Annotated in this window: 18 protein-coding genes; 8 read left to right on the forward strand and 10 right to left on the reverse strand. The window is 32.0% G+C overall.

Features of this window, described 5'->3' with window-relative positions:
- The first annotated feature begins 600 nt into the window (after positions 1–600).
- Positions 601–2,241 carry a T9SS type A sorting domain-containing protein gene (locus DB895_RS05850; RefSeq protein WP_116724427.1) on the forward strand — a complete coding sequence of 547 codons (1,641 nt, stop codon included), beginning with the start codon at positions 601–603 and terminating at the stop codon, positions 2,239–2,241.
- A 70-nt stretch (positions 2,242–2,311) separates the two neighbouring features.
- Here DB895_RS05850 and DB895_RS05855 read toward each other — a convergent pair whose 3' ends face one another.
- The 7 genes from DB895_RS05855 to DB895_RS05885 all read right to left on the reverse strand — a co-directional run bounded on the left by DB895_RS05855 (position 2,312) and on the right by DB895_RS05885 (position 14,808).
- Positions 2,312–6,256, reverse strand: coding sequence for a DUF2194 domain-containing protein (locus DB895_RS05855; RefSeq protein WP_116724428.1), 3,945 nt, complete (start codon positions 6,254–6,256; stop codon positions 2,312–2,314).
- Between the two features lie 62 nt (positions 6,257–6,318).
- Positions 6,319–8,073: a hypothetical protein gene (locus DB895_RS05860; RefSeq protein ID WP_133242647.1), complete on the reverse strand. Its 1,755-nt coding sequence runs from the start codon at positions 8,071–8,073 to the stop codon at positions 6,319–6,321.
- Positions 8,074–8,300: 227 nt separating this feature from the next.
- On the reverse strand, positions 8,301–9,077 hold the full coding sequence (locus DB895_RS05865; protein WP_166426937.1) for an endo alpha-1,4 polygalactosaminidase: 777 nt from the start codon (positions 9,075–9,077) through the stop codon (positions 8,301–8,303).
- A 16-nt stretch (positions 9,078–9,093) separates the two neighbouring features.
- A complete protein-coding gene (locus DB895_RS05870; protein WP_116724431.1) occupies positions 9,094–10,707 on the reverse strand; it encodes a hypothetical protein in 1,614 nt (537 codons plus the stop codon).
- A gap of 37 nt (positions 10,708–10,744) precedes the next feature.
- Entirely contained in the window at positions 10,745–12,268 is a 1,524-nt protein-coding gene (pelF, locus tag DB895_RS05875) for a GT4 family glycosyltransferase PelF (protein ID WP_243694634.1), read from the reverse strand.
- 408 nt (positions 12,269–12,676) lie between these two features.
- Positions 12,677–14,203: a DEAD/DEAH box helicase gene (locus DB895_RS05880; RefSeq protein WP_116724433.1), complete on the reverse strand. Its 1,527-nt coding sequence runs from the start codon at positions 14,201–14,203 to the stop codon at positions 12,677–12,679.
- An 89-nt stretch (positions 14,204–14,292) separates the two neighbouring features.
- On the reverse strand, positions 14,293–14,808 hold the full coding sequence (locus DB895_RS05885; protein ID WP_116724434.1) for a DUF6155 family protein: 516 nt from the start codon (positions 14,806–14,808) through the stop codon (positions 14,293–14,295).
- A 106-nt stretch (positions 14,809–14,914) separates the two neighbouring features.
- On the opposite strand from DB895_RS05885, the gene DB895_RS05890 reads away from it, so the two are divergent.
- The 7 genes from DB895_RS05890 to DB895_RS05920 all read left to right on the forward strand — a co-directional run bounded on the left by DB895_RS05890 (position 14,915) and on the right by DB895_RS05920 (position 21,771).
- Positions 14,915–15,193 (forward strand): DUF3817 domain-containing protein, encoded by a 279-nt coding sequence (locus DB895_RS05890; RefSeq protein WP_116724435.1) that lies wholly within the window; start codon positions 14,915–14,917, stop codon positions 15,191–15,193.
- A complete protein-coding gene (locus DB895_RS05895) occupies positions 15,186–16,451 on the forward strand; it encodes a mechanosensitive ion channel family protein (protein ID WP_116724436.1) in 1,266 nt (421 codons plus the stop codon). The genes DB895_RS05890 and DB895_RS05895 overlap by 8 nt, the downstream gene beginning before the upstream one ends.
- Before the next feature lie 393 nt (positions 16,452–16,844).
- The gene (locus tag DB895_RS05900) at positions 16,845–17,555 is read left to right on the forward strand and encodes an alpha/beta hydrolase-fold protein (RefSeq protein ID WP_116724437.1); all 711 of its coding nucleotides are present in this window, start codon (positions 16,845–16,847) and stop codon (positions 17,553–17,555) included.
- Between the two features lie 30 nt (positions 17,556–17,585).
- Positions 17,586–18,536 carry an ATP-grasp domain-containing protein gene (locus DB895_RS05905; protein ID WP_116724438.1) on the forward strand — a complete coding sequence of 317 codons (951 nt, stop codon included), beginning with the start codon at positions 17,586–17,588 and terminating at the stop codon, positions 18,534–18,536.
- Between the two features lie 43 nt (positions 18,537–18,579).
- The gene (locus tag DB895_RS05910; RefSeq protein WP_116724439.1) at positions 18,580–19,686 is read left to right on the forward strand and encodes a carboxylate-amine ligase; all 1,107 of its coding nucleotides are present in this window, start codon (positions 18,580–18,582) and stop codon (positions 19,684–19,686) included.
- 51 nt (positions 19,687–19,737) lie between these two features.
- Complete coding sequence (locus DB895_RS05915) at positions 19,738–20,568, forward strand: type 1 glutamine amidotransferase (RefSeq protein WP_116724440.1); 831 nt, start codon at positions 19,738–19,740, stop codon at positions 20,566–20,568.
- Positions 20,569–20,583: 15 nt separating this feature from the next.
- A complete protein-coding gene (locus DB895_RS05920) occupies positions 20,584–21,771 on the forward strand; it encodes a hypothetical protein (protein WP_116724441.1) in 1,188 nt (395 codons plus the stop codon).
- Positions 21,772–21,845: 74 nt separating this feature from the next.
- Here the strand turns inward: DB895_RS05920 and DB895_RS05925 are convergent, their stop codons facing one another.
- Genes DB895_RS05925 through DB895_RS05935 form a run of 3 tightly spaced genes read right to left on the reverse strand, consistent with a single transcriptional unit; the run spans position 21,846 to position 25,640 of the window.
- Positions 21,846–23,063 (reverse strand): ATP-grasp domain-containing protein, encoded by a 1,218-nt coding sequence (locus DB895_RS05925; protein WP_116724442.1) that lies wholly within the window; start codon positions 23,061–23,063, stop codon positions 21,846–21,848.
- 3 nt (positions 23,064–23,066) lie between these two features.
- Positions 23,067–24,500 carry a leucyl aminopeptidase family protein gene (locus DB895_RS05930; protein ID WP_116724443.1) on the reverse strand — a complete coding sequence of 478 codons (1,434 nt, stop codon included), beginning with the start codon at positions 24,498–24,500 and terminating at the stop codon, positions 23,067–23,069.
- Positions 24,501–25,640 (reverse strand): alpha/beta hydrolase, encoded by a 1,140-nt coding sequence (locus DB895_RS05935; protein WP_116724444.1) that lies wholly within the window; start codon positions 25,638–25,640, stop codon positions 24,501–24,503. It lies immediately after the preceding gene.
- Positions 25,641–25,756 lie beyond the last annotated feature (116 nt).

The following is a 25,756-nucleotide window of genomic DNA, read 5'->3' on the forward strand; positions in this document are numbered from 1 at the left end:
TAAAGTTTAAATTTACTGAAATAAAATGGTTTTAAAAATACCCAAACTATATAAGTGGTGCAAAAATAGGAAATGATTTGAAGTTTGAGGATATATTATTTGAAAATATATGTAATTCCCAGTATTAATAAAAACAAATTCTATTTTACATAATGTAAATTATAGTTCAAATATAAACCGTTTTACAGAGTTTTGCGCAAACAATATAAATACTAATAACACGCAAAATTAATCGTCTGCAAATCAACAAAATACATTTTAATTCGAGATTTTAAAATTTCAAGTTCTTGTCTTGTCAATACTTTCTTATAAATACTACTGCATTAAATGATTATACTTAATAATGTTAAAATAATGTCTATAATTTAACTGGAATTATTCTTACAATACATTTTTTTAAAATCAGGGATTTCATACAAAATATTGAAAATCATGCACTTAATCGTTAAAATGTTACTTTTTAACGTTTATTTATAAGGTTCGATAACTATTAAGTAATTAAATTTGCAATGTGTTCTTGTTAATACAGATTAATAATAATGCAAAAATTAAAAAACAACAACCAACTATTAAAATGCTAGTTAAAATTTCTACTTAATTATGAAAAAAATCTTAACCTCAATCGTAATTTTTCTTTATTTTTACGGTAATGCTCAAACAACAAATGTAATTTACAAAGCTTCAACTGCTACTTTTCCAAATCCAGAACGTGGTTTTTATAAATTTACATCCGCATCAAGCTCCGGATCCTATCAGGGATTGAGCCAATCGACACTAACCAATTTTAGACTGAATAACAATATCACTTTGATATACAGAGAATTTAAATTGGACGCTTTTGTAAACTCTCCTATTTCATCTAGTTACTTGGCTAACATGCAAAGTGATTTTGATGTTTTGAGAAAATCAGGATTAAAAGCTTTTATCCGTTTTACTTATTCTGATAATGAAACTGTAGCTCAAAGAGATGCGTCTAAAGCAACTATATTATCTCATATTTCACAATTAAAACAACTTTTACAAGCCAATTCGGATGTAATTAGCTTAATGCAAGCGGGTTTTATAGGAACTTGGGGGGAATGGTATTACACAAGTCAAGCCGAATTTGGAGGCGGGGGCTATAATGGTTCAAGTTTGACTGCTTCAAATATTAGCAACAGAAGAGAAGTTGTAGACGCTATGTTAAGTGCTTTACCAACCGGGCGAATGGTACAAGTGAGAACACCTGCCATTAAAAGAGATTTATATTCCTCAACTGCCATAGCCGATTCTCAAGGATATAATCAAACGAATGTAGCCAGAGTTGGTCATTTTAACGATTGTTTTTTAGCCAGTTCAACGGACTACGGAACTTATGCTAATTCATCGGTAGAATACCCATATTTAGCGCAAGATACTAAATTTACCCCTATGGGTGGCGAGACTTGTGCTTTAAATTCTCCTAGATCCGATTGTGCTTCTGCAATAAGTGAAATGGCAAAATTTCATTGGTCGTTTCTTAATTCAGATTATAATTCTAGTGTCCTTTCCGGTTTCACTAACGGTGGTTGCTACGCAGAAATTCAGCAAAAATTAGGATATAGATTTGCATTAACTAATGCTACTTTTCCACAAGCGATCAAGTTAGGATCTACTTTACCTATAACATTAAAAATAGTGAATCAAGGTTTTGCAGCACCATTTAATGAAAGAAAAGCCTATATTGTTTTGAAAAATCTAACTACGAATCAAGTATATCCTGTATTAATGAATGCTGATCCTAGACTATGGATTGGAACTAATGAATTGACTATTACTGAAAACTTAACTTTACCTTCAAATTTAACCACAGGTAACTATAAATTATACTTAAGTATTCCGGATCTTTCAACCACTTTAGCGAGCAAACCAGAGTATGCAATTCAATTTGCAAATCAAAATATTTGGGATAGCACAACTGGATATAACGATTTAAATTTTACTCTTAACGTAACATCCTCACTTGGTACGGCCGATAATCATAAACTTAACATGTCTATTTATCCAGTACCTACAAATAATGAGCTAACAATTGAATTAGAAAACCTGAAAGATTACAATGTATCTGTTTTTAATTCATTAGGTCAAAAAGTAACTGTTGCAAGTACTTCTGAAGCTAATAAAATGACAATAAATACTGGAAGCCTAAGTACCGGTTTGTATTTTGTATCGTTAGAAAAAGGTTCATTTAAAGATACCCGAAAAATTATCGTAAAACATTAAGATTTCAATTTCTTTATAAAAAAGGTGTTGTACAAATTGTACAACACCTTTTTTTATAGAAGTGTCTTTACTACCTTTTTATTTTCTTTTTAAAATTATGTTTTACACCAAATTGGAACGAATTAGAATAATATTTTGATTGGGAGAAAAATTCAACGTTTGCCGTTAGTGCCGTAAAGTCAAATAACTGATAGGACACATTTCCTGTAAACCGTTTGAAATTTTTACTGTAATCATCTAAAAAATACCCTGCTTCTACTTTCGAATGAAAATTTGTTATTACAACCTCCCAACCCAAGCCTAAACCGCCAAAAAAACGTTTTTTTATCATCCAAAAAGGATATCCTGTAGATTGATTTCTTGTTCCCTGGGAATATTGGCTTTCTATAAAAGGGATAAATTTAGATTTTTTTACATCTTCATTATCTAATGCCATTCTTACTGAAGCAGTACCTTCTAAGGCTTCATCATAAGTAGCGATTTCATAGTGATTACTATCTATAGTAGTATAAATTTTTCTTGCAAATTTATTAGGATTAAGTATGTTGGTATTTATTGTATCTCTTGAAAGTAAACCATCGGTATAATAATTCCCTTCAAATGAAATACTGGTGTTTATGATTTTGAATAAATAGATATCTTGATATAAATTTAAACGCAATTCATACATTTTCTGATTAAGACCTGGAGCGGTTTCTACGGGAAATACATTAAATTCAGCTGATCTGTATTTTTTATATCCCGTTGTATTATATCCAATTCCAAATTGATAATAGGGATTTGTAGATTTATCTACTTCAATTCGAGCTCTTGACCAATAGTTGGGTTTTCCTTCTATTTGAGCTCTTGTAAATTTATACTGCACCCCTAACAGCGAATTGTCAAAATTATCTTCATAGTTTTCTTTTAATTTCTGTTTGTAATAGTTGTTATATGTTCCTGAAAAGCTGTGAAGGTTACTTTTTTTATCAAAATGATTATAGGATATGACATTTTTTTGAATGGCATTATTTTTTTGATTCGTTTCTAATGAGCTTACTGCATCAGCAAAATCACCTTTCAATAGCCGATTTTCTTTGATTATTAATTTCAAGACATTGGGATAGAATAATTCCGGTTGATGGGCAATCAAATCTAATTTTAGCTCTTCCGTTTCAAAAACAACATCCGTATTCAATATTTTTTTCAACTCCTCTTTTTCTGAAATATCAGGTAATGAATTTGCCATAATCCAGGAATCTTTAAATCTTCCCATTTCATGATATATAGTACTCATAAATGCTTTAGCTTTATAATCATTAGGTTGGGAAACAATATGTTTTAGAAATTCAACCTCAATTAAGTTGTATTTTTTTAATTCAAAAAGCCAATTCATTTGGGTTACAAAATCAATTTCTTTGCTGAATTCTGACCAATCATAGGCTTTTTGATATTCGTTGGCATCTGCAAAAAGCCATACGGTTTGAGTGGCCAATTCTGATAAGTCTTCACATGGCTTAATGTCACAAAGTTTATTTAGAGCCTCTTCAGGCTGGTATTGCATTAAATGCTTGAGGTAATTTTTATAATTAATTGCGGAATTATCAAGAGAATATAATTTTTTTAATATGTTTTTGATTCTTTCTTGATTCTCATCAGTATTAAAATTAGTGATATAGTTATTCAATAAGTCAGTGTCATTTGGTGTTGCCCCCATTTGTGCACTCATCCACTTTTCTTTAACAAAATCATCGGGATACCCTATAACTCTGTCTAATTCATTTGAGTACATAATATTTTCTTTAAAAGGATATTTTAGGGTATGCTCCTCAAACATTTTCCAGGCCTCCCCTCCTCTTTTGTTCCATGATAAATACTTTGAATATTTATTCCAGATAACAGAATCTATCACTGCATCGTTCAGCATCTTGCCTTTTAAAGATGCCATTTCTAATTTTAATTTTTCATCGGAATCATCCAACCAAATTGCACCCGACTGAAATCTTTTGGCAGCAATAGTATATTTTGTATAATCAGCCATTACTGTTTGATTCTCTTGAACTTGTAAGGCTTTTTGATTCTCATTTTTATAATTAAAATCTATCATGGCTAGTTTTGGTTCTTTAGTGCAAATAGAATACAAATAGCCATCTATCATAGGAGTTTTAGAAAATAAAACAGCTTGTTTTTTTAATTGGGTTTCTATTTTTTCGGTATTAGAATTGCTTCCAAAAAGGAACCAATATTGCTTATTCTTTGCATCGGGGTTGATTTCTTTAACGGTATATATTCCATTTTCAGATTTATGTGTATATCTTGACGTGCGCCAATCAATGACCATTTTTGCCCCATCATTTGCATTTACAAACCGCATTTGGGGAAATACACTTTTTATCTCTCTCAAATATTTTTTAAATTCTGTTATCATAGCTTTGTCTTTCCCCTTAGTTTTGTACCATCCATAACCTAAACTATTACGCAAATTAGCCATATGCCAATCATCAAGCCCCGGTTTTGGCAATTCAAATACATCATCGGGATGAACAAAATGGGTCCAGACACCCGTAAATAAATACATCGATTGCTGATTAAATTTACTATCATCAGCCAAATAGAACCCGCTGGTAATTCTTGGGTAATCAAAGAATTCTTTGTTGTAGGGGTCATAGTCAAACTCCCTATTTCCGCCATCTTCTCCTTGATCTAAATACAAACTGCACATATATTTAAGAGAGGGCATTGCTTTTTTTAGCTCTTTTAAACCGTTTTTGTCAATAACATTAGATGGCGGGACATAAGTTGTAGGTAAATTTCCAAAATCACTAATATCCCATTTTTTCTTTACTGTACTTAATGCTGTTCCAATAAAATCTTGGTTTTTCCATAAATTAGTTTTAAGTGAAACGTGATTATAACCATGGAAGGCTATTTCATGTCCATTTTTTTTTGCATCCTTAACTAACCAATCTGTCTCCGGTTGTACTTTATTATTAGAAGTTATTTTAATGGCATTCCATTGGTCTAAAGTAAACGGAGGTATTATTTTATTTTTATAATCAAATGTGGTCATTACGGAGTACGGGATTTTATGTTCATTGGCTATTTTTTTCATATCTGGCCACCATACTTTTGCAACAAAATCAGACATAGATAAATTCATTTCTGAGGCAATTGGTTCTGCTTTAACATTATAAACAGGAGATGGAAAATCATCTAGAAATATAGTGGCTGTGTTGGCAACAGGGTAAGGAATACCTTCTAATCCTTTAAGCATTCCCGCAAAAAATAAGCCTCGATCTTCTTTTCTAAAATCAGTAGTTGTATTAAAAAATAAGACTCTACCTTTTCCTATTTTATTTTCTATTATTAGAGGGAAATTATGATTGTTTATTGTCGAAGCTAATATTTTGATTCTATTCGAGAAATTTTGAGAATCAAAACTAAAATGAACAAAACTGCTCAAAAAGGTTTTTCCTTTTAAATTGGGTAACATTGGTGTGATAAAATAAAAACCCTTTGCATTTTTATCAGTAGCAAATTCGGCTTCAGGAATAAATCCATATAAAAATGCCATTCTATGATCTTCATAAGCATCTGGTATAAAGAGAGTTCCTCCATTAGAAATAAAATCTAATATTTTTGTTATGGATGCATCATTTAGTTTAGACGTATCATAGATTGAAAGGACTCTAGTTGATGGTGATATAATTAAAGTCGCATTCCAAGTATTTATATCGATTGTTCGAAAAGGTAACTTCGTATAATCACATATTTTTCTGATATGGGCATCATAATTTACGCTCATAGGTTCTTTTTCATCGACAATATATTCTATTAAGGGTTGTGAACTCATTCCAGGTTCGCTATACCGCTTAAAATCATTATCGGCTTCAAGCTTATTGGTCTCATCAAGCAAATAAGCACTTTTTAAATCAGACCAATCCTCTAATCCTTCACAATTGGTATTTATTGCTAAAAACAAAATTGTAATTATTAAGTACAGCTGTTTTTTTTTGATTAATTGTAATGATTTCATACATAGATAATTTTCGTGTTCAATGATTTTCAATTATAATTTGGAATCATACAATTTCATAATCAAAATATTAAATCAGAAATTTTACTTTCCTCAGGTTCATTGACTATTTCATATACTTTCAGTACTTTGCTCTCATAAAACAGATTTATCTTACGTCCTCTTTTTTTAAGTAATTCCAACTCCTTAATAAGTGAAGCGTTTAAGAATTTATTTTCTGAAAATATATTGTTTTCAGCTTTACTTTTATCATTCAAAACAAAAACCAACACGCTTTTTGACAATGAAAACTGGGGGTTTTTGATTAAAAATTTTGGATCTTTTCTATTCTTTGTATTTATGGAATCAACTTTAGCATATTTTTCCAGAAAGAAAGAATAATTCATAAAAAAGTGCTTGTTTGTACTAATTACCTGAGCAGCAGGATCATTTACTACACAATATGAATACGGAAAAAAAGACTTCCCTATTTTGTCATAGGCATCAAGAATTTGTTTTGGTGTCTCATCTGAAACGGTAAGTCTATTAATATTTCTTTTTTGATAAAATACGGAGGCAAATAAACTGGAAATTAATATTACGGAAATGGTAATGACATTTAGATTTTCGAAGGGATACAACACCAAGTTTAATATTCTAATGATAATGGCCACATTTAATCCAAAAATAATAGGGATAAAAACAACCAATGCATTGTTAATCATGTCGCCATCAATCCACGGATAATTGATATACGTGAGTACTACTAAAAAATTGAAATAGAAGAAAAAAATGGCCGTTGGTCTCCAATTTCCTTTATGAGTTAAAACTAAAGGAAAAATGAACAATAATCCCGCAAATGTGCTAAATTGAAAATAGCGAATGATATTTTCATAAGGCAAAATAAGCTGCGGTAAATAGGTATATGAACTCACCGAAAGTAAATTAGCATGGATAAATTCAATAAAATCTGCTTTCAAATAATTACTGGTACTGTAATAAATTCCAAACACTATTGCTGTTGACAAAACGAATGAAAATAGGATATGGAGATTGTCTAATTTATACTTTGTGAGACCGATTCCAATTATCAAAAATGGAGGGATAAGAATGCAAAACGTGAAAAGATCTATTAAACCAATGGCCGTAAAAGTTAAACTAAAGGTTACAAAACAACCCATTTTGGTTAGCTTTAGCAAACTAGGTTCCAAGAAGAAAACAAAAGCTGGTAATCCAAAAGTAAGTGCTGCAAATGTTGGATTAACTTTTAACAAATCATAAACATTTAGCGGAGTTATGATATAAACTAAAGAAAATGATAATGAAGCAATTAACGGAGCAAGGAATTTAGAAGGCGATAATTTACTAATCACCCAAAAAATAATGACTGCTAAAAGTGTTGATTCTAAAATTGCAATGACTTGTAATGCAATTTCGGGACTCACATCAGTTATTTTACTATAAAAATTAACCAATGCAAACTCTCCATTTACGGATAATTCATTTGCAAACCACAATTGGGAATCAAACTGAATCACTTTATTCAGATCATCAATCCAAGGATTAGATAATGAATAATTATCATAAATAATAAAATAATAACGACTGGCAAAAGTAATTCCACATAAGACAATCGTTAAAATTAAAAGAAGCGTCGCATTCTTATCATAGTTTTTCTTTTTTAAAGTTTTGAAAGAAAACCAATACCAAAATGTTTTTTTATTTTCTGATTTTTTTAAAAATTTTAATAATGATGATTTTATATGCTTATTGAAATAAATCTTAGAGCGTTTTAAGTTTTCTATCCCAATTGCATCCAATATAATAATTGGAATCAATAAAAAGAAGCAGTTGAATAAATTATATGCGTTTAATAGTACTAAAATAAAAATAATTAGCAAAAGAATACTTCCATACAGAAACCAATTGTGAATAATAAAATCTAATAAATTTATAGGATTCGAAACATTAATAAACTTTCTATTCAAGTAGAATAAAAAAAGTATAATAAAGCTTAGCCTAATAAATCCTAATAATATTGAACTTGTTAAAAACATTTTTTGTCTTATTTGAATTTTGGAATATTTTGCAAATCGATATTCCCTATGAAATATTCAAAATTAGAGGGTGCTATTCTTTTTACAATTTCGTTAAATAGTATTTCTGAATTAGCATATTCTATTAGGATAACGGGGATTTGAAAGCTTTCGGAAATAGATTTCAATCGTAACATATATGTTTCAAAATCTTTATTGTTACGCAATTTGTAACTCTTGTTGTTAAAAGTGTAATTACTCGCAACGGATTCTACCACAATCGCATTTATATAAGATGAAGTTTCACTAACTAAATCTAAACCTGAATTTTGAATGAATTTTTTCTTAGGATATTTTTCTTTAATTGTTTTTAATAAAGCTATTAATTCTAATTTTTGATCTTTTTGAGGGCCATGAGTTGAAAAATTATCGATGTTATCAAAAAACAATCCATCATAACCTAGTTCTAATGTATTTTCAATAATTTGCATTATAATTTGTTTCGTTTTTTCAGATTTTAAATCTAGATAATAACTATTCCAAATTTCGTTTTTCCCAAGAATCGCATTTTTTAACTCTTCATAATGAGAGGCATTAGCATTGACTTCTCCCAAACTTAAATAGGCAAAAACAGTGTCATTATTGGATTTCAGGACTCTAATATCACTGGGTAAATAATATTTGGATTCTAAAATCACATAGGAATACCCTTTTATATTTTCTGGTTTTAATTTTCCGTAGCACACTAGCACACCGCTTCTATTGATACTATTTGCAAAAAAAGTAGTCACCAGAAGTGAGGGCAATATGTGAAGAATTGTTTTAATAAGCAGCATAATAATAATAATCTAGATTTTTAAAAAAACTGATGTTCGCTTTCAGAGTGTGCCCTGCAAAAAGTGCCGCTCCGCAAAGCATTCCCACAACGCTAAATTCATAAGCTAAAAATCGGCTCAAGAAAAACCCAATTAATAGATTAATTAAACAAGCGTAAATTATTGCTTTTAAGGGCTTTATTGCCTGTCCAAGTGTGAATAAATATAATGAATTCAACATCCCCCAGGCTAATAATATGTAGCCAATTCCCCCAATTATACATACTTTGATGCTTAATTGCAACAACACTTCATTGAATTGTCCTTGATATCCCCAGGAAGCATTTATAATGAAATAGATTAATACAAAAGCCGCTATACCAGTGGCAAATAACAATAATACTTGTTGCCAGTACATTTTTTGGAGTTGATTGTTAAAGTGTTCTGGAGATTTGTAGTTGGTTAATTTCTGCCCAATATCAATAAATTTAGTAAAGGAAGCAATACTGTATTCTAATACTCCAGAAAGCAATAAAAAAATTAAAATGGCCAAATCCATTCCCAATTCATAATTTTTTTCGAAATAAATCAAAAAAGGGAGATTTCCATTTATTCCGGAAGACCAAGCTAAAATTCTATCCGTGAATATAAAGAAATAGATAAAAATACCGTAGAAGAAGTATTCATAATTGTGATACAACATCACAGGTACATTAATTTTGTTTCCACTGATTGCTTTTTTGTTTTTGGTTAGCCACCTAAAATAGAGTACTAAAAATGCTTTTGAAACTACTATTGCAACTGCAATTCCTATCCAATGCGTCGTAAATATACTTAATGATGTATTTTCCTTGAGTATTATGGCTATTGTGGTTCCCGCAAAAATGGCTAAGGTAATGACCCAACGCTGTTTTATGGTATGTAAAGGTGCCAACATCAATAACAACATTCCTACAAGAAAGGCATAGACAAAAATTACAAATAAAATTTCATATGGATAAATATGGAAAATAAAATTCATTAAAAAAATGGTCACTAAAACTAAAAAAACCGATACTATTCCAATTTTGTGTAAATAATCGATGGTTTGCTTTGTCATTTTATAATCCTCATAATTCCAGTAAAAGGATGCTTGTTTCCCAATTACTTGTACAAAACCTCCTGTAGAAATCAAGCCAATAAGTACTCCCAAAACAACCGCTGTAGATTGTATTTCATTAAAACCTACAAATGTCCATAGCGAATAACCAAAAAATACTATAGCTGCAATTTGAATTATCACCGGGAGAAGATGGAAAATACCTAAAGAATAATACTCGGCAAAAATTTTGGTTTTAATCCACATATAATCCGAAATTTGTATTGTTTTGGATTGAGTTATGTCACCTTCGCGTTCTTTGGCATTTTTGGCTCCAATGTAAGATTCGTTGGTTGTTAATTCATAAAATACAGATTCAGACAAATCATGTATCGAGTTAAACCCAAAATCATCCATAGTATCTTTTTCACGGATACCAAGTGATTCTATGGTAGCGGCAACAACATGATTGCTAACAGGTTTGCCAATTTTGTCCTTAGTATTTTCTATTAAAGACTTAATATTTGCGTAATGATTTTCCATTTTAGAGGGATAATTTTTTGGTTAAACCTAAAAATTTCTATGATGCTTCCATTGTTTCTTCATGCGGTAAATCAGAATGCAAGAATATGGGTTCTTGAGCTTTTTTATTTAAAATAGATTCGTAGGCAATCTCATATTCATTAATAAATTTCTCGATTGTAAAATTATCTACAACTTTCTTTCGAGCATTTATACCCATTTGCTTTCTTAAAACCTCGTCTTGCAACAATGTTATAACACTCTCCCCTAGCGCCTTGTAATCTTTAGGTTTGCAAATAAAACCACATTTATCATCTAATGCCTCTGTTACTCCACCAACATCCGTGGCAACCACGGGAATTCCACAACTCATAGATTCCAAAACAGTATAAGGAAAACCCTCAGAAATTGAAGTTAAAATGGAAACATCCCCTTCACAAAAAAGTTGATGCGGCTTGTTATGATAACCCGCTAAAGAAAAATTGTTTTCTAACCCAAGTTCCTTTATTAAGTTCAAGCACTCTTTAGTATATTCAGGGACGGCAGTATTGTCTCCGTAAACTAAGAATTTTACATTTGGAATGGTATTCTTTACCACTTCGCATGATCGTATCATAGTGATTATATCCTTTAATTCAAAAATACGGGCTGCAGCTACGACCGTTGGAACTCCTTCTAAATGCGCTGGTTTTCCCGATGGTGCAAAAAGATCTGGATCAATGCCATTGTAAATCACTTCAATTTTGTTTGGGTTGGCTCCATACTTTTTCTCCCATGAAATATTAAATTTATTAACCGACAAAATGAGGTCAGATTTGTAATAAACTAGTTTAGTGATGCATTCTGAAAACTTTATTAATAAATTTTTCAGGAAAAAGGAATATTCCGAAGAATTGATTGCAATCAACCTTTCCCTTATGAAAACACCATGTTCCGTAACAATGATTGGCGTCCCGTATTTGTATTTCAAAACTAAGGCTGGAATTACCGGAAATCCCGATAAGGTTAAGTGAGAAATATCAACTTTAGGAACATCAATTGAAATTGGAATTAGAAAACGATAAATCCAGCGCATCCCAACTGTAAAGTCATACAATGTGGCTCCATAATGATTGTCTCGAACAATGACTTTTGAAACAGTTTTGTAAAACGATTTCCATACTTCAACACTTTTCATTGTCTTTTTATAATCGTGATTTTGAAAAAAGAACCACATGTCAAAAATGGTATCATCAATATCTTCAATATCTGCATTATCAGCATATATATTGAATAATAATCTTTCAAAAATGGGTATAAACTCTTCAATAATTGCAGAATTATCGTCCTGCTCTTTCCTGTTTACCGTGGCGTAATATTTTTTTCCATAACTTAATAATTCTGAGGGTTCCATAGGAGACCATAAAGGAACCTGAATCACATTTTTTACATTTTCACTTAACTCATACTTCGATTTTTGTTCGAAATCTGCATTAATTGAATACAAAGTGTAATTTACATTTTTAACTTTATTGCATAACATGTGTGCCCATGTAGAGACACCACCACCATTAAAAGGATAAGTCCCTTCTAAAATTAACATTACGTCGTGTTTTTTTATCATCTTAATAAAGTATATAAATTGTTCTAAAATCAAGCTTTATTATAAAGCCAAATCACAAAATTCTTATTATTACTTATTTAGACTGGTGGTATTTTTAAAGAAACTAAAATGATTTGGTCTTCTTTATTTCTATCTAAATGAAACTGCCAGTTATAAAGGCATTATTAAATAATACCGCTATTCTAAATGATGTTTCTTTTACAAAGATATTTGTACTGTAGTGAATATAAAATAAAAACGCTTGAAATCCGTTGTAAACACTCATAACATCGACGAAATACACTATTCGTTTCAGTATAAGAAATTACAAAAAATGCGTTAAAAAAAGGGGGAGATTTGTCATGAAATGAAGCTGCTCATCAAGTTATAAACTTTTATATAATTGGATTAAAACAATTTTTCCCGAACTTTTTTTCCGATAAGTAATGTTAATTTCAATTTGTAGTCATCAATTAGCCATTCGCGGTAGTTTTTGCTGCAATGGCTTAAACATTTAGCATAACGTTTCATTCTACATTCAATATCATCGTGGAGTTCTTTTGCCAATTGCTTTGCAGCATACAATTCTTCAGTATTGTCAACACACATCGAAGCATGTTGTTCCAGTGATTTTTCAATCACAATTTTAGATCGAAGATTTTGTGCTATAACAATTTTGTGCTCTTCATCGATGTCAAAGGTAACGTTAGGGGTTTTGCTGAATTTAGCTCGCAATTCCGGTGGCATTTGATATTTAAAAAACAATTCTATTTCGGCATCATCTCTCAGGTTTTCCAAGTAAAACTCTGGAGATTTGAAGATATGTTGCCAATCTACCGGCTCACTCCATAAGCCAAAACGAGCAGCATTATTTCCTAAATCAATTACTGTAAATGTTTTTTTGTTGGGTAATTTTCTAGAACCTCTACCTATCATTTGGTAATATAGGGTCAATGATTTTGTAGCGCGATTCAGGATAATACTTTCTACAGTAGGCTCATCAAAACCCGTAGTTAAAATCCCTACTGAAGTTAATATTGCATCGGGAGTTTTCTTAAACCATGCCAAAATTTCTCTTCGGTCTTCGGGATTACTGGTATTGTCTAAATGACGAATTGGATAGCCTGCTTCTCTAAAGGTTTCATAAACATATAAAGATGTATTTATTCCGTTGTTAAAAATCAAGGTTTTTTTGCCTAAAGATTTTTCAGTATACGCATGCAATAACTTTTCCTGCATCACCATATTAGAATACAAATCATCTGAAGATTTAACGGTGTAATCGCCATTTATTCCTACTTTTAAAGATGATAGACCCACGTCATAACTGTATGTTATTGCCTTTGCCAAAAATCCATTGTCAATTAATGATGAAATGGTGTCTCCCACAATTAATTCATCATAATTTTCATTCATGGGCAACTTGATATTCGAACTCAAAGGTGTGGCTGTTACACCAAGTATAAAGGCATTTTTGAAGGAACTTAATAATTTGCGAAAAGAGTTATAATGGGCTTCATCAATGATGACTAAACCCACATTGTCCAAATGTAGTTTTTCATCATTAATTCGGTTTTTCAATGTTTCGACCATCGCAACAAAACAGGAATAATCATTTTGGTCAGGAAGTTCTTTTACTTTGCTATTGATGATTTTGTTTTTTACATCAAAAGTTTTGAGCATTTTAGAAGTTTGTTTGCAAAGCTCAATTCTATGGGTCAAAACTACCACTTTCTTGTCGTGCTTAGACAAATATCGTCTTACAATTTCCGAAAAAATGACGGTTTTTCCACCGCCAGTGGGCAATTGATATAATAAATGATAATTAGTATGGGCATTTTCTAAGCGCTCAAAAATGGCATTAATATCCCCTTTTTGATAACCGTAAAGCTCCTTTTTTTCTTCGATTTCAAGTTCTAAATCTTTATGAAACATAATGTATTTTTACGATTTTGCAAAAGTACACCTAAAAAAGAGTTTTCCCATATTAAAAGGCAGGAATTTATATCAAATACAGAAAAAAATTAATATTCGAAGCGTTCAACAATGGCGTTAAATTCATATTTGTTTACCCAATCTTGAGCAATCGTTTCATTTTTAATGGCTACTACTCTATTTTGAAATTCATTGAGAATACTTTTTTCCATCATAAAACTAATGGCTTGTTCGAAAGAATTGAGCATGCTTTTAAAAAACAATTCGGATTTAATTGTTTTCTCCGAAGTATAGGTTTGGGCTATTTCAATGTTATAAAGCATGACATCCGCAATAATAAAAGAATCTACGCCTAATGTAATAAAATGTTTGAGGAATTTTTGAGATACGGAACGTCTCAATTTTGCTTTCTTGCCTCTTATGGGGAAATATTCATTCGATATTTTGAGTTTTGCCTCTTGAATTAATTTGTCTTCTTTGGGATTAAAGACAAAATCATAATATACTTTTACATCATGAAACTTATCATACAACTCCAAAATTTGTTCTTCAAGTTGTTGTTTGTTAAGTTCGGTAAGGTATTTTTTTAAATCGCGTTTGCTCATAATATACTAAAATTATCACAAAAGTAACTTACTTTATCAATCAAAAATCAATCAGAATACTTAATTTCGCCATCACACCTAAGAATATAATTTTAAACCACCCAAAATGATTAAATTTTTCAAAATTATTGCTTTATTAGAAGGAATTTCTTTACTAACTTTATTGTTTTTTGCTATGCCAATGAAATACGCCTTTGATCAACCTATTTTTGTAAAAACTGTAGGAATGGCTCATGGTTTACTTTTTATAGCATATATTTTAATGGCAATTATGTTGAAATTTGAAGAAAATTGGAACATGAAAAAATCAGCGGTTATATGTTTTGCTTCCGTAATTCCTTTTGGAACTTTTTATATAGAAAAGAAATACCTACGAAATGAATAAATTTCTGGAAAAAATATTTGATTGGTGTTATCCTTTGTTCAAGCATTGGGGTTTACCATACACTTTAGCTTCCTATCTAAGTTTGTTTATCAACATTATAATACTATGTTTTTTAGCCTACGAAATTTACATCGTATTTCGATTTGTTTTAGTTCGATTGATGGAAATTATTGCTAAAAAAACCAAAACGAAATTCGATGATTTATTGGTATCTAATAAAACGGCAAAATATATAGCACACCTAATTCCCTTATTATTCATATACAAGTCAGTTCCAGTAATACTCAACGATTACGTGTATTGGGAATCGGTTTTCGGAAAATTGGTAGGCATTTATATTGTGATATTGGTTTTATGGATTATCCGAACCATTTTTAATGCGTTCCGGGATTATCTAAAACAAAAACCTGCTTACAGCGATAAACCAATTGACAGCTACATTCAGGTAATTATGATTATTCTCTGGATGATTGGTATTACAGTTATTATCTCTGAATTATTTGAAATAAAACCAAACACTTTATTCACAACTCTGGGAGCAGTCTCAGCCATTATAATTTTAATTTTTAGGGATACAATTTTAGGATTTGTTGCCAGTATTCAGGTTTCCCTTAACGATATGGTTCGAATTGGTGATTGGATCACTTTTGATAAATTTGGTGCAGATGGAGATGTAATCGAAATTAACCTTGCAACGGTTAAAGTAAGAAATTTCGATAATACAACAACGACAATTCCAACCTACAGCATGATTTCTGACTCTTTTAGAAACTGGCGCGGTATGCTAAATTCCGACGGTAGAAGAATCAAAAGACATATTCTTATTAAGGCCAATAGCATTCGTTTTTTAAACGATAGTGAACTGGAAGCCATGAAAAAAATCCAACTAATCAGCTCCTATATTGTTGCCCGACAAGCGGAAATCAAGAAATTTAATATAACAAATCAAATTGATAAATCAATCCCAATCAATGGTCGAAACTTGACTAATTTTGGTCTATTTCGAAAATACATCACACAATATCTTCTAAACTATCCTAGTTTAAATAAAGACATGATTTTGATTTGCAGACAGTTACAGCCAACATCTCAAGGTATTCCTTTAGAAGTATATGCATTTACAAAAGACAAACGATTTGAAAATTACGAATATATTATGTCCGATATTTTTGATCACGTCTTCGCATCGATTGACTATTTTAATTTAGAAATTTTTGAATTGCCATCTGGAATAAAAATACATAATACTGAAAACTAATGCTCCATTTCATCTGTTTTAATAGAGAATTGAGCATCAAAACTATGTCTGCCTTTTATTTAAAAACGTTAATTTGTTAATTAAATAACTGATATTTTTTGTTCATTTGTTAAAATTATTTTTCTTTATTTTTAGAGCTATCTGTAAAATTCACACGTTAAAATTAATAATTAACGACACTTTATTGCTATTAATTGATTATTCCTCAGTATTTAATGGTTATTGTACGTTTTAAAATAATAATTTACTTTAGTACTATTAAACTGCTCAGTTGTTGAAAATTTTTATTATAATTGTTAAAAATTATTATATGAAATTGCCATGATTCAAAATCACAAATCATAATGAAGATTGGCGATACCATATTCCTTTAAAAACAAATAGTATTTAAATATGAAAGAAGAACACTTTAAATGGTATTCACCAAACTTAAGTAGAGACATTGATATGCTTGTTTTTGGTCATGCTGGTTATCCTGTAATTCTTTTTCCAACTTCAATGGGACGTTATTACGAGAACAAAGAAATGGGATTAATAGAATCTGCAAGATGGTTCTTAGAACAAGGTCTTATTCAAATTTTTTGCCCAGATAGTATTGATAAAGACAGTTTTTACAATAAAAATATTTACCCCGTTCATCGCATTCAAAACCACGTTTGGTATGACAAAATGATTTGTCATGAAATTGTGGAAAAGGTTAAAAACAATACCAGTTCCGGAAAAGTTGTTGTAGCGGGCTGTAGTTTTGGAGGCTTTCATGCTGCAAATTTTGCTTTTCGCCATCCAGGCTATGTGAGTCACCTCTTTTCTTTGAGTGGGATTTTTAACATCAAGAGCTATATGGATGGTTTCCATAACGATGAAGTCTTTTACAATAGTCCCGAAGATTATCTATATGGACTAAATGACTCTGAATTATGGAATATGGACGTTGTTCTGGGAAGTTCCAATTGGGACATTTGTTTTGATGCCAATTTAAAATTCAGCAAAGTACTATGTGATAGAAACATACATCATTGGTTAGACATTCGACAGGATAAAGAACACGATTGGCCGCTTTGGAAAGAAATGTTTCCACATTATTTATCAAGAATTAAATTTTAATAAAAAAATATAAACATAAAAAAACTACAAATGAAGAAAATCGGAATATTATACGGAATGGAAGATACTTTCCCTCAAGCCTTTATTGATAGAGTAAATTCAAAAAAAGAAAAAGGAATCATTGCCGAGGCGGTTTCTATAGACAAAGTAATCCAAAATAAAGATGGTGAATACGCCGTAATTATTGACCGGATTTCTCAGGATGTTCCCTTTTACCGAGCCTATTTGAAGAATGCCGCATTAACAGGTACCAACGTAATTAACAATCCATTTTGGTGGAGTGCTGACGATAAATTTTTCAATAATGCATTAGCCAACACATTGGGAGTTCCAATTCCTAACACCGTTATCCTTCCTTCATCAGAACATCCAAATGACACTACAGGAAAGTCCTTCAGAAACTTAAAATATCCAATGGATTGGGAATCTATTTTTAATTATGTCGGTTTTCCAGCTTATATGAAGCCTTATGCGGGTGGCGGATGGAAAAACGTTTATCGATTAGAGAATAGAGATGATTTTTGGGAAATTCACAAAGAAACCGGACAACTCGTAATGATGCTGCAAGAGGAAATTGCTTTTACAGAATATTTTAGAGTATATTGCCTTGGTGGAAAAGCGGTTAAAATTATGCAATATGAACCTAGAAACCAACCGCATTTGCGTTATGTAATTGATGGACCAGCTATTGATAAAAAATTATCGGCTACAATAAAAGATTATACTATAAAGCTCTGTAAGGGTCTGGGGTATGATTTTAACACAGTTGAGTTTGCAGTTAGAGATGGCATTCCTTACGCTATTGATTTTGGAAATCCTGCACCTGATGCAGAATTGTCTTCCGTTGGTGCTGAAAATTTTGAATGGGTTGTTGAGGAAGCTGCAAACATGGCAATCACTGCCGCAAAAAAGCAAAAACCGGGAAAAATGAACCTAACTTGGGGAACATTCATTAAAAATGCCGTTGAAGAAAATAACTAAAAAGTATAATTTTAATCCTTCTTGTAATCGATAAATTCATTTTATGAGGAAATTGCCTGTTTTTACTCTTGGAGTTGAAGAAGAATACCAAATTATTGATCCCCAAACAAGGGATTTACGTTCCCATTTGTCCAAAATTGTGGATGGTGCAAAAATAATTCTGAATGAACAGGTAAAAGCCGAAATGCACCAATCGGTGGTAGAAGTTGGTACAAATATTTGTAAAAACGTTAAAGAGGCGACGGACGAAATTAAATTCTTAAGAAGTAAAATAGTAGAGTTAGCACAGAAACAAGATCTAATAGTTGGAGGAGCCGGGACACACCCTTTTTCAAAATGGCAAGATCAGCCCATCACTGACGATCCTCGTTATCACAATATTGTCAATGAATTGCAAGACGCTGCAAGATCTAATTTGATTTTTGGAATGCATTGCCATGTTGGAATAGAAAATCGAGAAATCGGATTACAATTGATGAATCAAGCCTGCTATTTCTTACCACATATTTTTGCGCTTTCAACTAATTCTCCTTTTTGGGAGGGCAGACAAACGGGGTATAAATCGTTTAGAACCAAAGTTTTTGACAAATTCCCTAGAACTGGTTTGCCGGAGTATTTTGATTCTGTTTCTTCCTACGATAATTATTTAGAGACTTTAGTAAAAACCAATTGCATTGACAATCCCAAAAAAATATGGTGGGATTTACGTTTGCATCCGTTTTATGACACTATCGAATTTCGTATTTGCGACATGAGTTTAACGGTAGACGAAACCATGTGTATTGTTGCAATTATTCAGGCCATAGTGGCAAAATTGTACAAACTGAGTTTGCACAACATGAGTTTTAATATATACCGATTGGCTCTGATAAAAGAAAATAAATTTCGGGCTGCCCGCTATGGAATTGAAGGAAATATGATCGATTTTGGTCTTCAAAAAGAGGTAGAAACAAAGTTGCTAATTATTGAATTACTAGAATTTATTGATGATGTAGTGGATGAATTAGGAAGTCGTGAACAAATCAATTATGTGCATACCATCATGAAAGAAGGAACTGGAGCCGACAAACAATTGGCTGTTTTTGAAAAAACGAATGACTTAGCTAAAGTAGTAGATTTTATTACAGGTGAATTTACCAAAGGGTTGTAATTTTATAATTTTATATTTGCAATAAATTTACAATACCACAAACCCGATATAATGAACAGTCATATCATAAAAATCGCAATTTTAGACATGTATAATGGCGAACCCAATCAAGGGATGCGTTGTATTATAGACATTCTCAATAGATTCAATCATATTGTGCGTTTTAAAATTTTTGACATAAGGGGAAAATCTGAATTTCCGGAAATTAAAAATTACGACATCTATATTTCTTCAGGAGGACCTGGAAATCCTCTGGAAGGAGATGGAAACTGGGATTTGAAGTACTACGCTTTTATTGATCTTCTCACCGCTTGGAATAAAGAAAAGGAAGTAAAAAAACACATGCTTTTTATTTGTCATTCTTTCCAAATGGCATGCAAACACTTTGGGTTAGCAGAAATCACAAAACGGAACGATACATCATTTGGGGTAATGACCATTCATAAAACCAAAGATGGTTTGACCGACCCTTTATTTGAAGGTTTATCCGATCCTTTTTATGCCATTGACTCCCGTGATTACCAAGTAGTACAGCCTAAATTAAGCACATTTGCTAAAAAAGGAGCGAAAATAATCTCATTAGAAAAAATCCGGGATCATGTTCAATATGAAAGAGCCATTATGGCAGTTCGTTTTACCGATTATTTTGTTGGAACACAATTTCATCCTGAGGCCGATCCAATTAGCTTTATTGCCAATTTGAGAAATACCGAAACTAGAGAAAGAATAAAAAAAATGAAAGGAGAAAAAAAATTTAGAAATATGCTCGAAGATTTATTAGATAATGAAAAAATTTATAGAACTAACGAAACCTTAATACCAAACTTTCTTCGCATTGCCATTAATGATTTAATCAAAACAAAGAAAATCCTTTCCAATTAAACACTACTCTCCATAATGATACCTAAATATCGTACTTTATTCAATGACAGTTTTACATTAAAAAAATATCAAGAACTTCAAGACGATATCGCATCGGATTTTAATTATGCTCCAACATTTAGAATTGCAGAAACCCCTTTTTTCATATCCAAAGAGTTAAAAGCACAATTGATTGAGGGGTGCGATGATGTTATTAAATTAATTCAACAAGATAACTTTAAAAAATTAACAGAGAAGTCATTAGAACTAAACACAAAAGTTCCAAACGAAGATAAACATACCACTTTTTTGGCCGTCGATTTTGGAATTTGCGAAGAAAATGGCAGGGTTATTCCAAAGCTTATTGAAGTTCAGGGATTTCCTTCTTTATTCAATTATCAACCTGCATTATACCAAAAATTCCAAAAGCACTATCCATTTTTAGAAGAACTGACACCTTTTTTTAATTCGATTTCATCTGAGAAATATTTATCAATTATTGAGGAAGCTATTTGCAACAATCATCCAAAAGAAAATGTAATCCTTTTGGAAATTGAACCCGAAAAGCAAAACACTAAAATCGATTTTCTGTATTGCAAAAGAGACATTGGCATTCCAATTGTTTGTGTAACTGAAATCATAAAAATAGGCAAGCAACTTTTTTACAAAAATGATAAAGGTGAATCGATTCGGGTCAAAAGAATTTACAATAGGGTTATTTTTGATGAATTGGAGTTAAGAAAGGACTTGAAACTCGATTTTAGTTTTTCTGACGATTTGGATGTGGAATGGGCAGGACATCCCAACTGGTTTTTCAGAATCAGCAAATTTATTTTGCCTTTATTGAAAGGGAAATACTGCATCGAAACCACTTTATTGAGTGACCTAAAAGAAATTCCCGAAGATCTGGAAAATTATGTATTGAAACCTTTGTTCTCTTTCTCAGGAACGGGTGTTATTTTTCACGTCAAAAAGGGAGACATAGAAGCCGTTAAGGAAAAAGACTTGTATATTCTCCAGAAAAAAGTAACCTATTTCCCAATTGTCCAATCTCCTGATGGAAAAGTGAAAGCCGAAATTCGAATGCTTTGCGTATGGAAAAAAGAGGATGCAGCTCCTACTCTACTCTGCAATTTAGTTCGATTGAGTCGAGGTGAAATGATTGGTGTAAAATTCAATAAAGACAAAGATTGGGTTGGTGGGACTTTAGGGTTGTTCGAATGATAAATTACAGCCGTCAGCTAATGCATTAAAGTTTCCATTAGATGATGGCAATATTTATTCCAATTAAATATTATCTAATGCAAATTCTTAACTTCTTTTTGTATCCCAACGGTAGCAAAATCTTTTACCAATCGATCCGCATAATCATCCAATAATTCCAAAACTCTCTCTTGTTTCTCCGATTTAACGATTAGTCCCGCATGATAGTCTAAAGGAACCCTAAAACAAATTTCTTCATCTGAGAAAGAAGATAAATCCGGATGTTGGTATTTAGATAAAGTCAGAACAATTCCCGCATAGCCTTTTTTAACTTTAGGTAATTTGTATTCCAATCCTTTTACCAAAGCATTCTCAATTGCCGCCCATTCTGCCCAAAGATTAATGTCGGAAGCCGATGCCACCATTTCTGCCAAATGCGCACCACCAACCCGTGATGATGTTTCTAGAAAATAAATTTTACCATCTTCATTGCATTTGATGTATTCAGAATGGGCTGCTCCGTGTTTCAGACCGAAATCCTTAATCACTTGCTCGTTGATTTTCTTTATAGCTATATTATCGGCAGATTCATACGGAATATTGGCACTTCTAAAAACACCTCCACCCTGAGAAATTTCCATTGGGGTCGTCAAATATTTCGAAGTGATACTGAATATAATTTTACCGTTTAAGATCAAACTGTCGCAGTGAAAGACGTCGCCGGGACGGAATTGCTCCACTAAATATTTAAAGCGATTATTCCCCATTTCATTAATTTGCATCCATAAACTGTCCTTATTATAAACCTTTATGATTCCGACAGCCGAAGCTTCAGATCTAGGTTTTAAAACCCAAGGTGGTGCAATGGTATCCGCAAAAGTATTGATGTCATAATCATTAAACAAGGATGTAAAATTAGGATTAGAAATGCCACAACTTTTCGCACGCATTCGCATGGCTAATTTATCCCTAAAATAGCGCCCAGTAGTTTGCCCCATTCCATCAATACGGAGATTTTCACGCAAATAGGTTGCCTTTTCGACGTCAAAATCATCTAAGGCTATCACTGCATCAATTTTGTGATTCCTCATTAAATTACTTACGCCAAGTAACAAATGTTCTAAATTCCAGTCCACATCATGACCTTCCATAAAGAAAATTTCATCAATATAGGCAACTGGCCAGGGTTTATCTCGTAATTTCTCGGATGTTACCAGAAAGACTTTGTTTCCCAGTTTCTTCATATTGATTAAAAAATCAGCACCTTTAAAATAGTTAGAAATGCAAATGAAGGTTTTTGTACTATTACCCATACTTTATAGATTTTCAATAAATTTAGTTAATAAATGAACCCCATAAGCAGTTGCGTGTTTGCTTTTTGCAAATTCGTCGTCTCCAAAAGAAACCCCAGCAACATCAAGATGCGCCCAAGCTTTATGCTCTTCAGTGAAAAACTCTAAAAATTTGGCTGCACTAATGGCTCCAGCAACAGGTTTACCGCTATAGTTCTTGACATCGGCAATATCGCTTTCAATATCCTGTTTGTAAACATCCCAAAGTGGTAATGGCCAAAGTCTTTCTCCTACTGCATCTCCGGATTGTTGCAGTTTTTTTGAAATCGTTTCGTTATTGGAAAACAGCGCACCACATTCATAACCAAAAGTCCCCACACTGCTTCCCGTTAAAGTCGCAATATCTACAATAATTTCAGGCTTGTAATTTTTGATTAAGTAGGATAATCCGTCGGCCAAAACCAAGCGTCCTTCAGCATCCGTATCAATAATTTCGATAGAATATCCGCTATAACTTTTGATGACGTCACTTGGTAAAAATGATTTGCTGTCAACGGAATTTTCGCAACACGGAACAATCGCAGTAACTTTTACCGACAATTTCAAATCCGAAATCAATTGCATGGCTCCAAAAACAGCGGCTCCACCAGCCATATCGCATTTCATATGGACCATTCCGGTAGTCTTAATGTTTAATCCTCCGGTATCGAATGTAATCCCTTTTCCTACTAAACCTACATGTTGTGTTTTAGCATCAACATTTTCAGGTACATAATTCATAATAACGAATTGTGGTTCTTTGTCGCTTCCTTTTCCAACAGATAAAAAGGCTTCCAAATTATTTATTTTTGAATCTTCTTGTCCTAAAATTTCAGTAGTAAATCCGAATTTTTTTCCGCTTTCAACAGCCCAATTGGACAAGTATTTTGGTGTAATCATATTGGGTGGCAAATCAACCAAATTCAAAACTTCCAGTTGTGCCGAAGCTATTTTCACGGCTCTAATTGCCGTTTCTTCATAATTTTCTTTGGATACCAATTGTAAAATAAAATCGGAATTCAATAAAGGATGTGCGGTTTTTTCTTTTTTATAATGTCCCAAATCATACGTTCCCAAGTACAATCCCGAAAGGGCAGCCTCCACTTGCTCTGCTTTGAATTGTTCCGGTAAAAACAAGGCCACATTATTGCCGAACGATTCTTTCTGTTTGGAAGAGATTCTTCTGAAAATTGTTTTCAAGGATTTATAATCGATAGTCTTTCCTAAACCTATAAAAACATGGACGGAATCGTATTTTTCAACCACATAGTGCGTGTCTTTTTTTCCGAAAAACACTTTTGAAGAAACGGAAACTCCATGAAATTCTATCGGAACCAAACTTTTTGAATAGGTTTCAAAAACAGGAATTAAAATGGTTCCTGTAAAATTTTCTAGATTTTTTATTGTTGTTGCTTTCATTTAATTGTCTTTAGTGTTAAAAAATAACCATTCAATCGCCTTAGGGAATTCATCACTCCAGTAGGTTTCATTGTGCTTACCGAGCATATTAATACTTAAATTAATTTTCATTTTGTTGCTTACAAATTCATTTTTTATCATTTTTTTTCTGAATTTTTTCACATGTTCAATCATCGTTTCGCTTTCATCACCACCTGCATACAGATAAATTTTTGTATCACCTGATTCAGAAAAATCAATGTTTGCAAAATCTCTTTTTGGAATTACCCAAAGCGAAGGGGAAAAAATCATCAGTTTTCCGTATACTTCCGGATACATCAATCCACTAAAAATACTTACCAAACCTCCCATGGAGCTCCCTCCTATTCCTGTAAACTCCCGTTCAGACTTGGTTCTAAACTTTTTGTCGATGAACGGTTTTAAAGTGTCTGTAATAAAACGGATATATTTTTTTCCCTGTCCAACACCAAGAATAGTTTTACCCACATTGTATTCTTTTATGCGATCTTCTTCGGCATGTTCAATGGCAATAATAATAATTTTTCCAATATTATATTCGGACATTACGGCAAGTTTCTTGTCAATTTCCCAATTACCATATTGAGCATTTTCATTGAATAAATTTTGTGCATCCTGCAAATACATAACGGGATAGTGTTCTAATGAAGTTTCGTAATCATGGGGAAGCAAAGCCCAGATTCTTCTTGTTTTGTTTAACTGTGGGATTTCAAATTCTTCAGAAATTAGGTGAACTTTGGGCAAAAAATTAGGTTTGAATGGCAGCCAGTTTTTTCTCCATTTGTCAACATGATCCTTACGAATACCCGAACTTTGTTTGCAGGAATGATTTTCAGTTCGATTGCCATATTTGTCAATCTCAACTTCACTCCAATCTCCTTTTGTATATTTATACAGCAGTTCTTCTGGGTAACTAAAATCGGCAGGAAATTTATAATGGTACAAGCCATTTCCGATTTTTTCCATTTCAAATTTTTTGTCCTGGGTATGCCAATGGTTAAAATTTCCTGAAATGTAGACCGGTCGGAAATCATCTTCATCAGTGGTGAGCACAATATTAAGTTGTGGTTCGGTTATTTCATTGTTTAAATCCGGCGAAATAGTGTTGTTTTTGGAATTCATATTAATGCAAAAAACTATAAATACTTTTTATTAAAAAGTAAATATAGTTTTTTGATTGTTTAAATAAAAAAAAGTTTTTACAATTATTAAGAAAATGATAATTTCAATAATATATC

The sequence above is a fragment of the Flavobacterium psychrotolerans genome, from assembly GCF_003097635.1.
GTDB classification, from domain to species: Bacteria; Bacteroidota; Bacteroidia; order Flavobacteriales; family Flavobacteriaceae; genus Flavobacterium; species Flavobacterium psychrotolerans.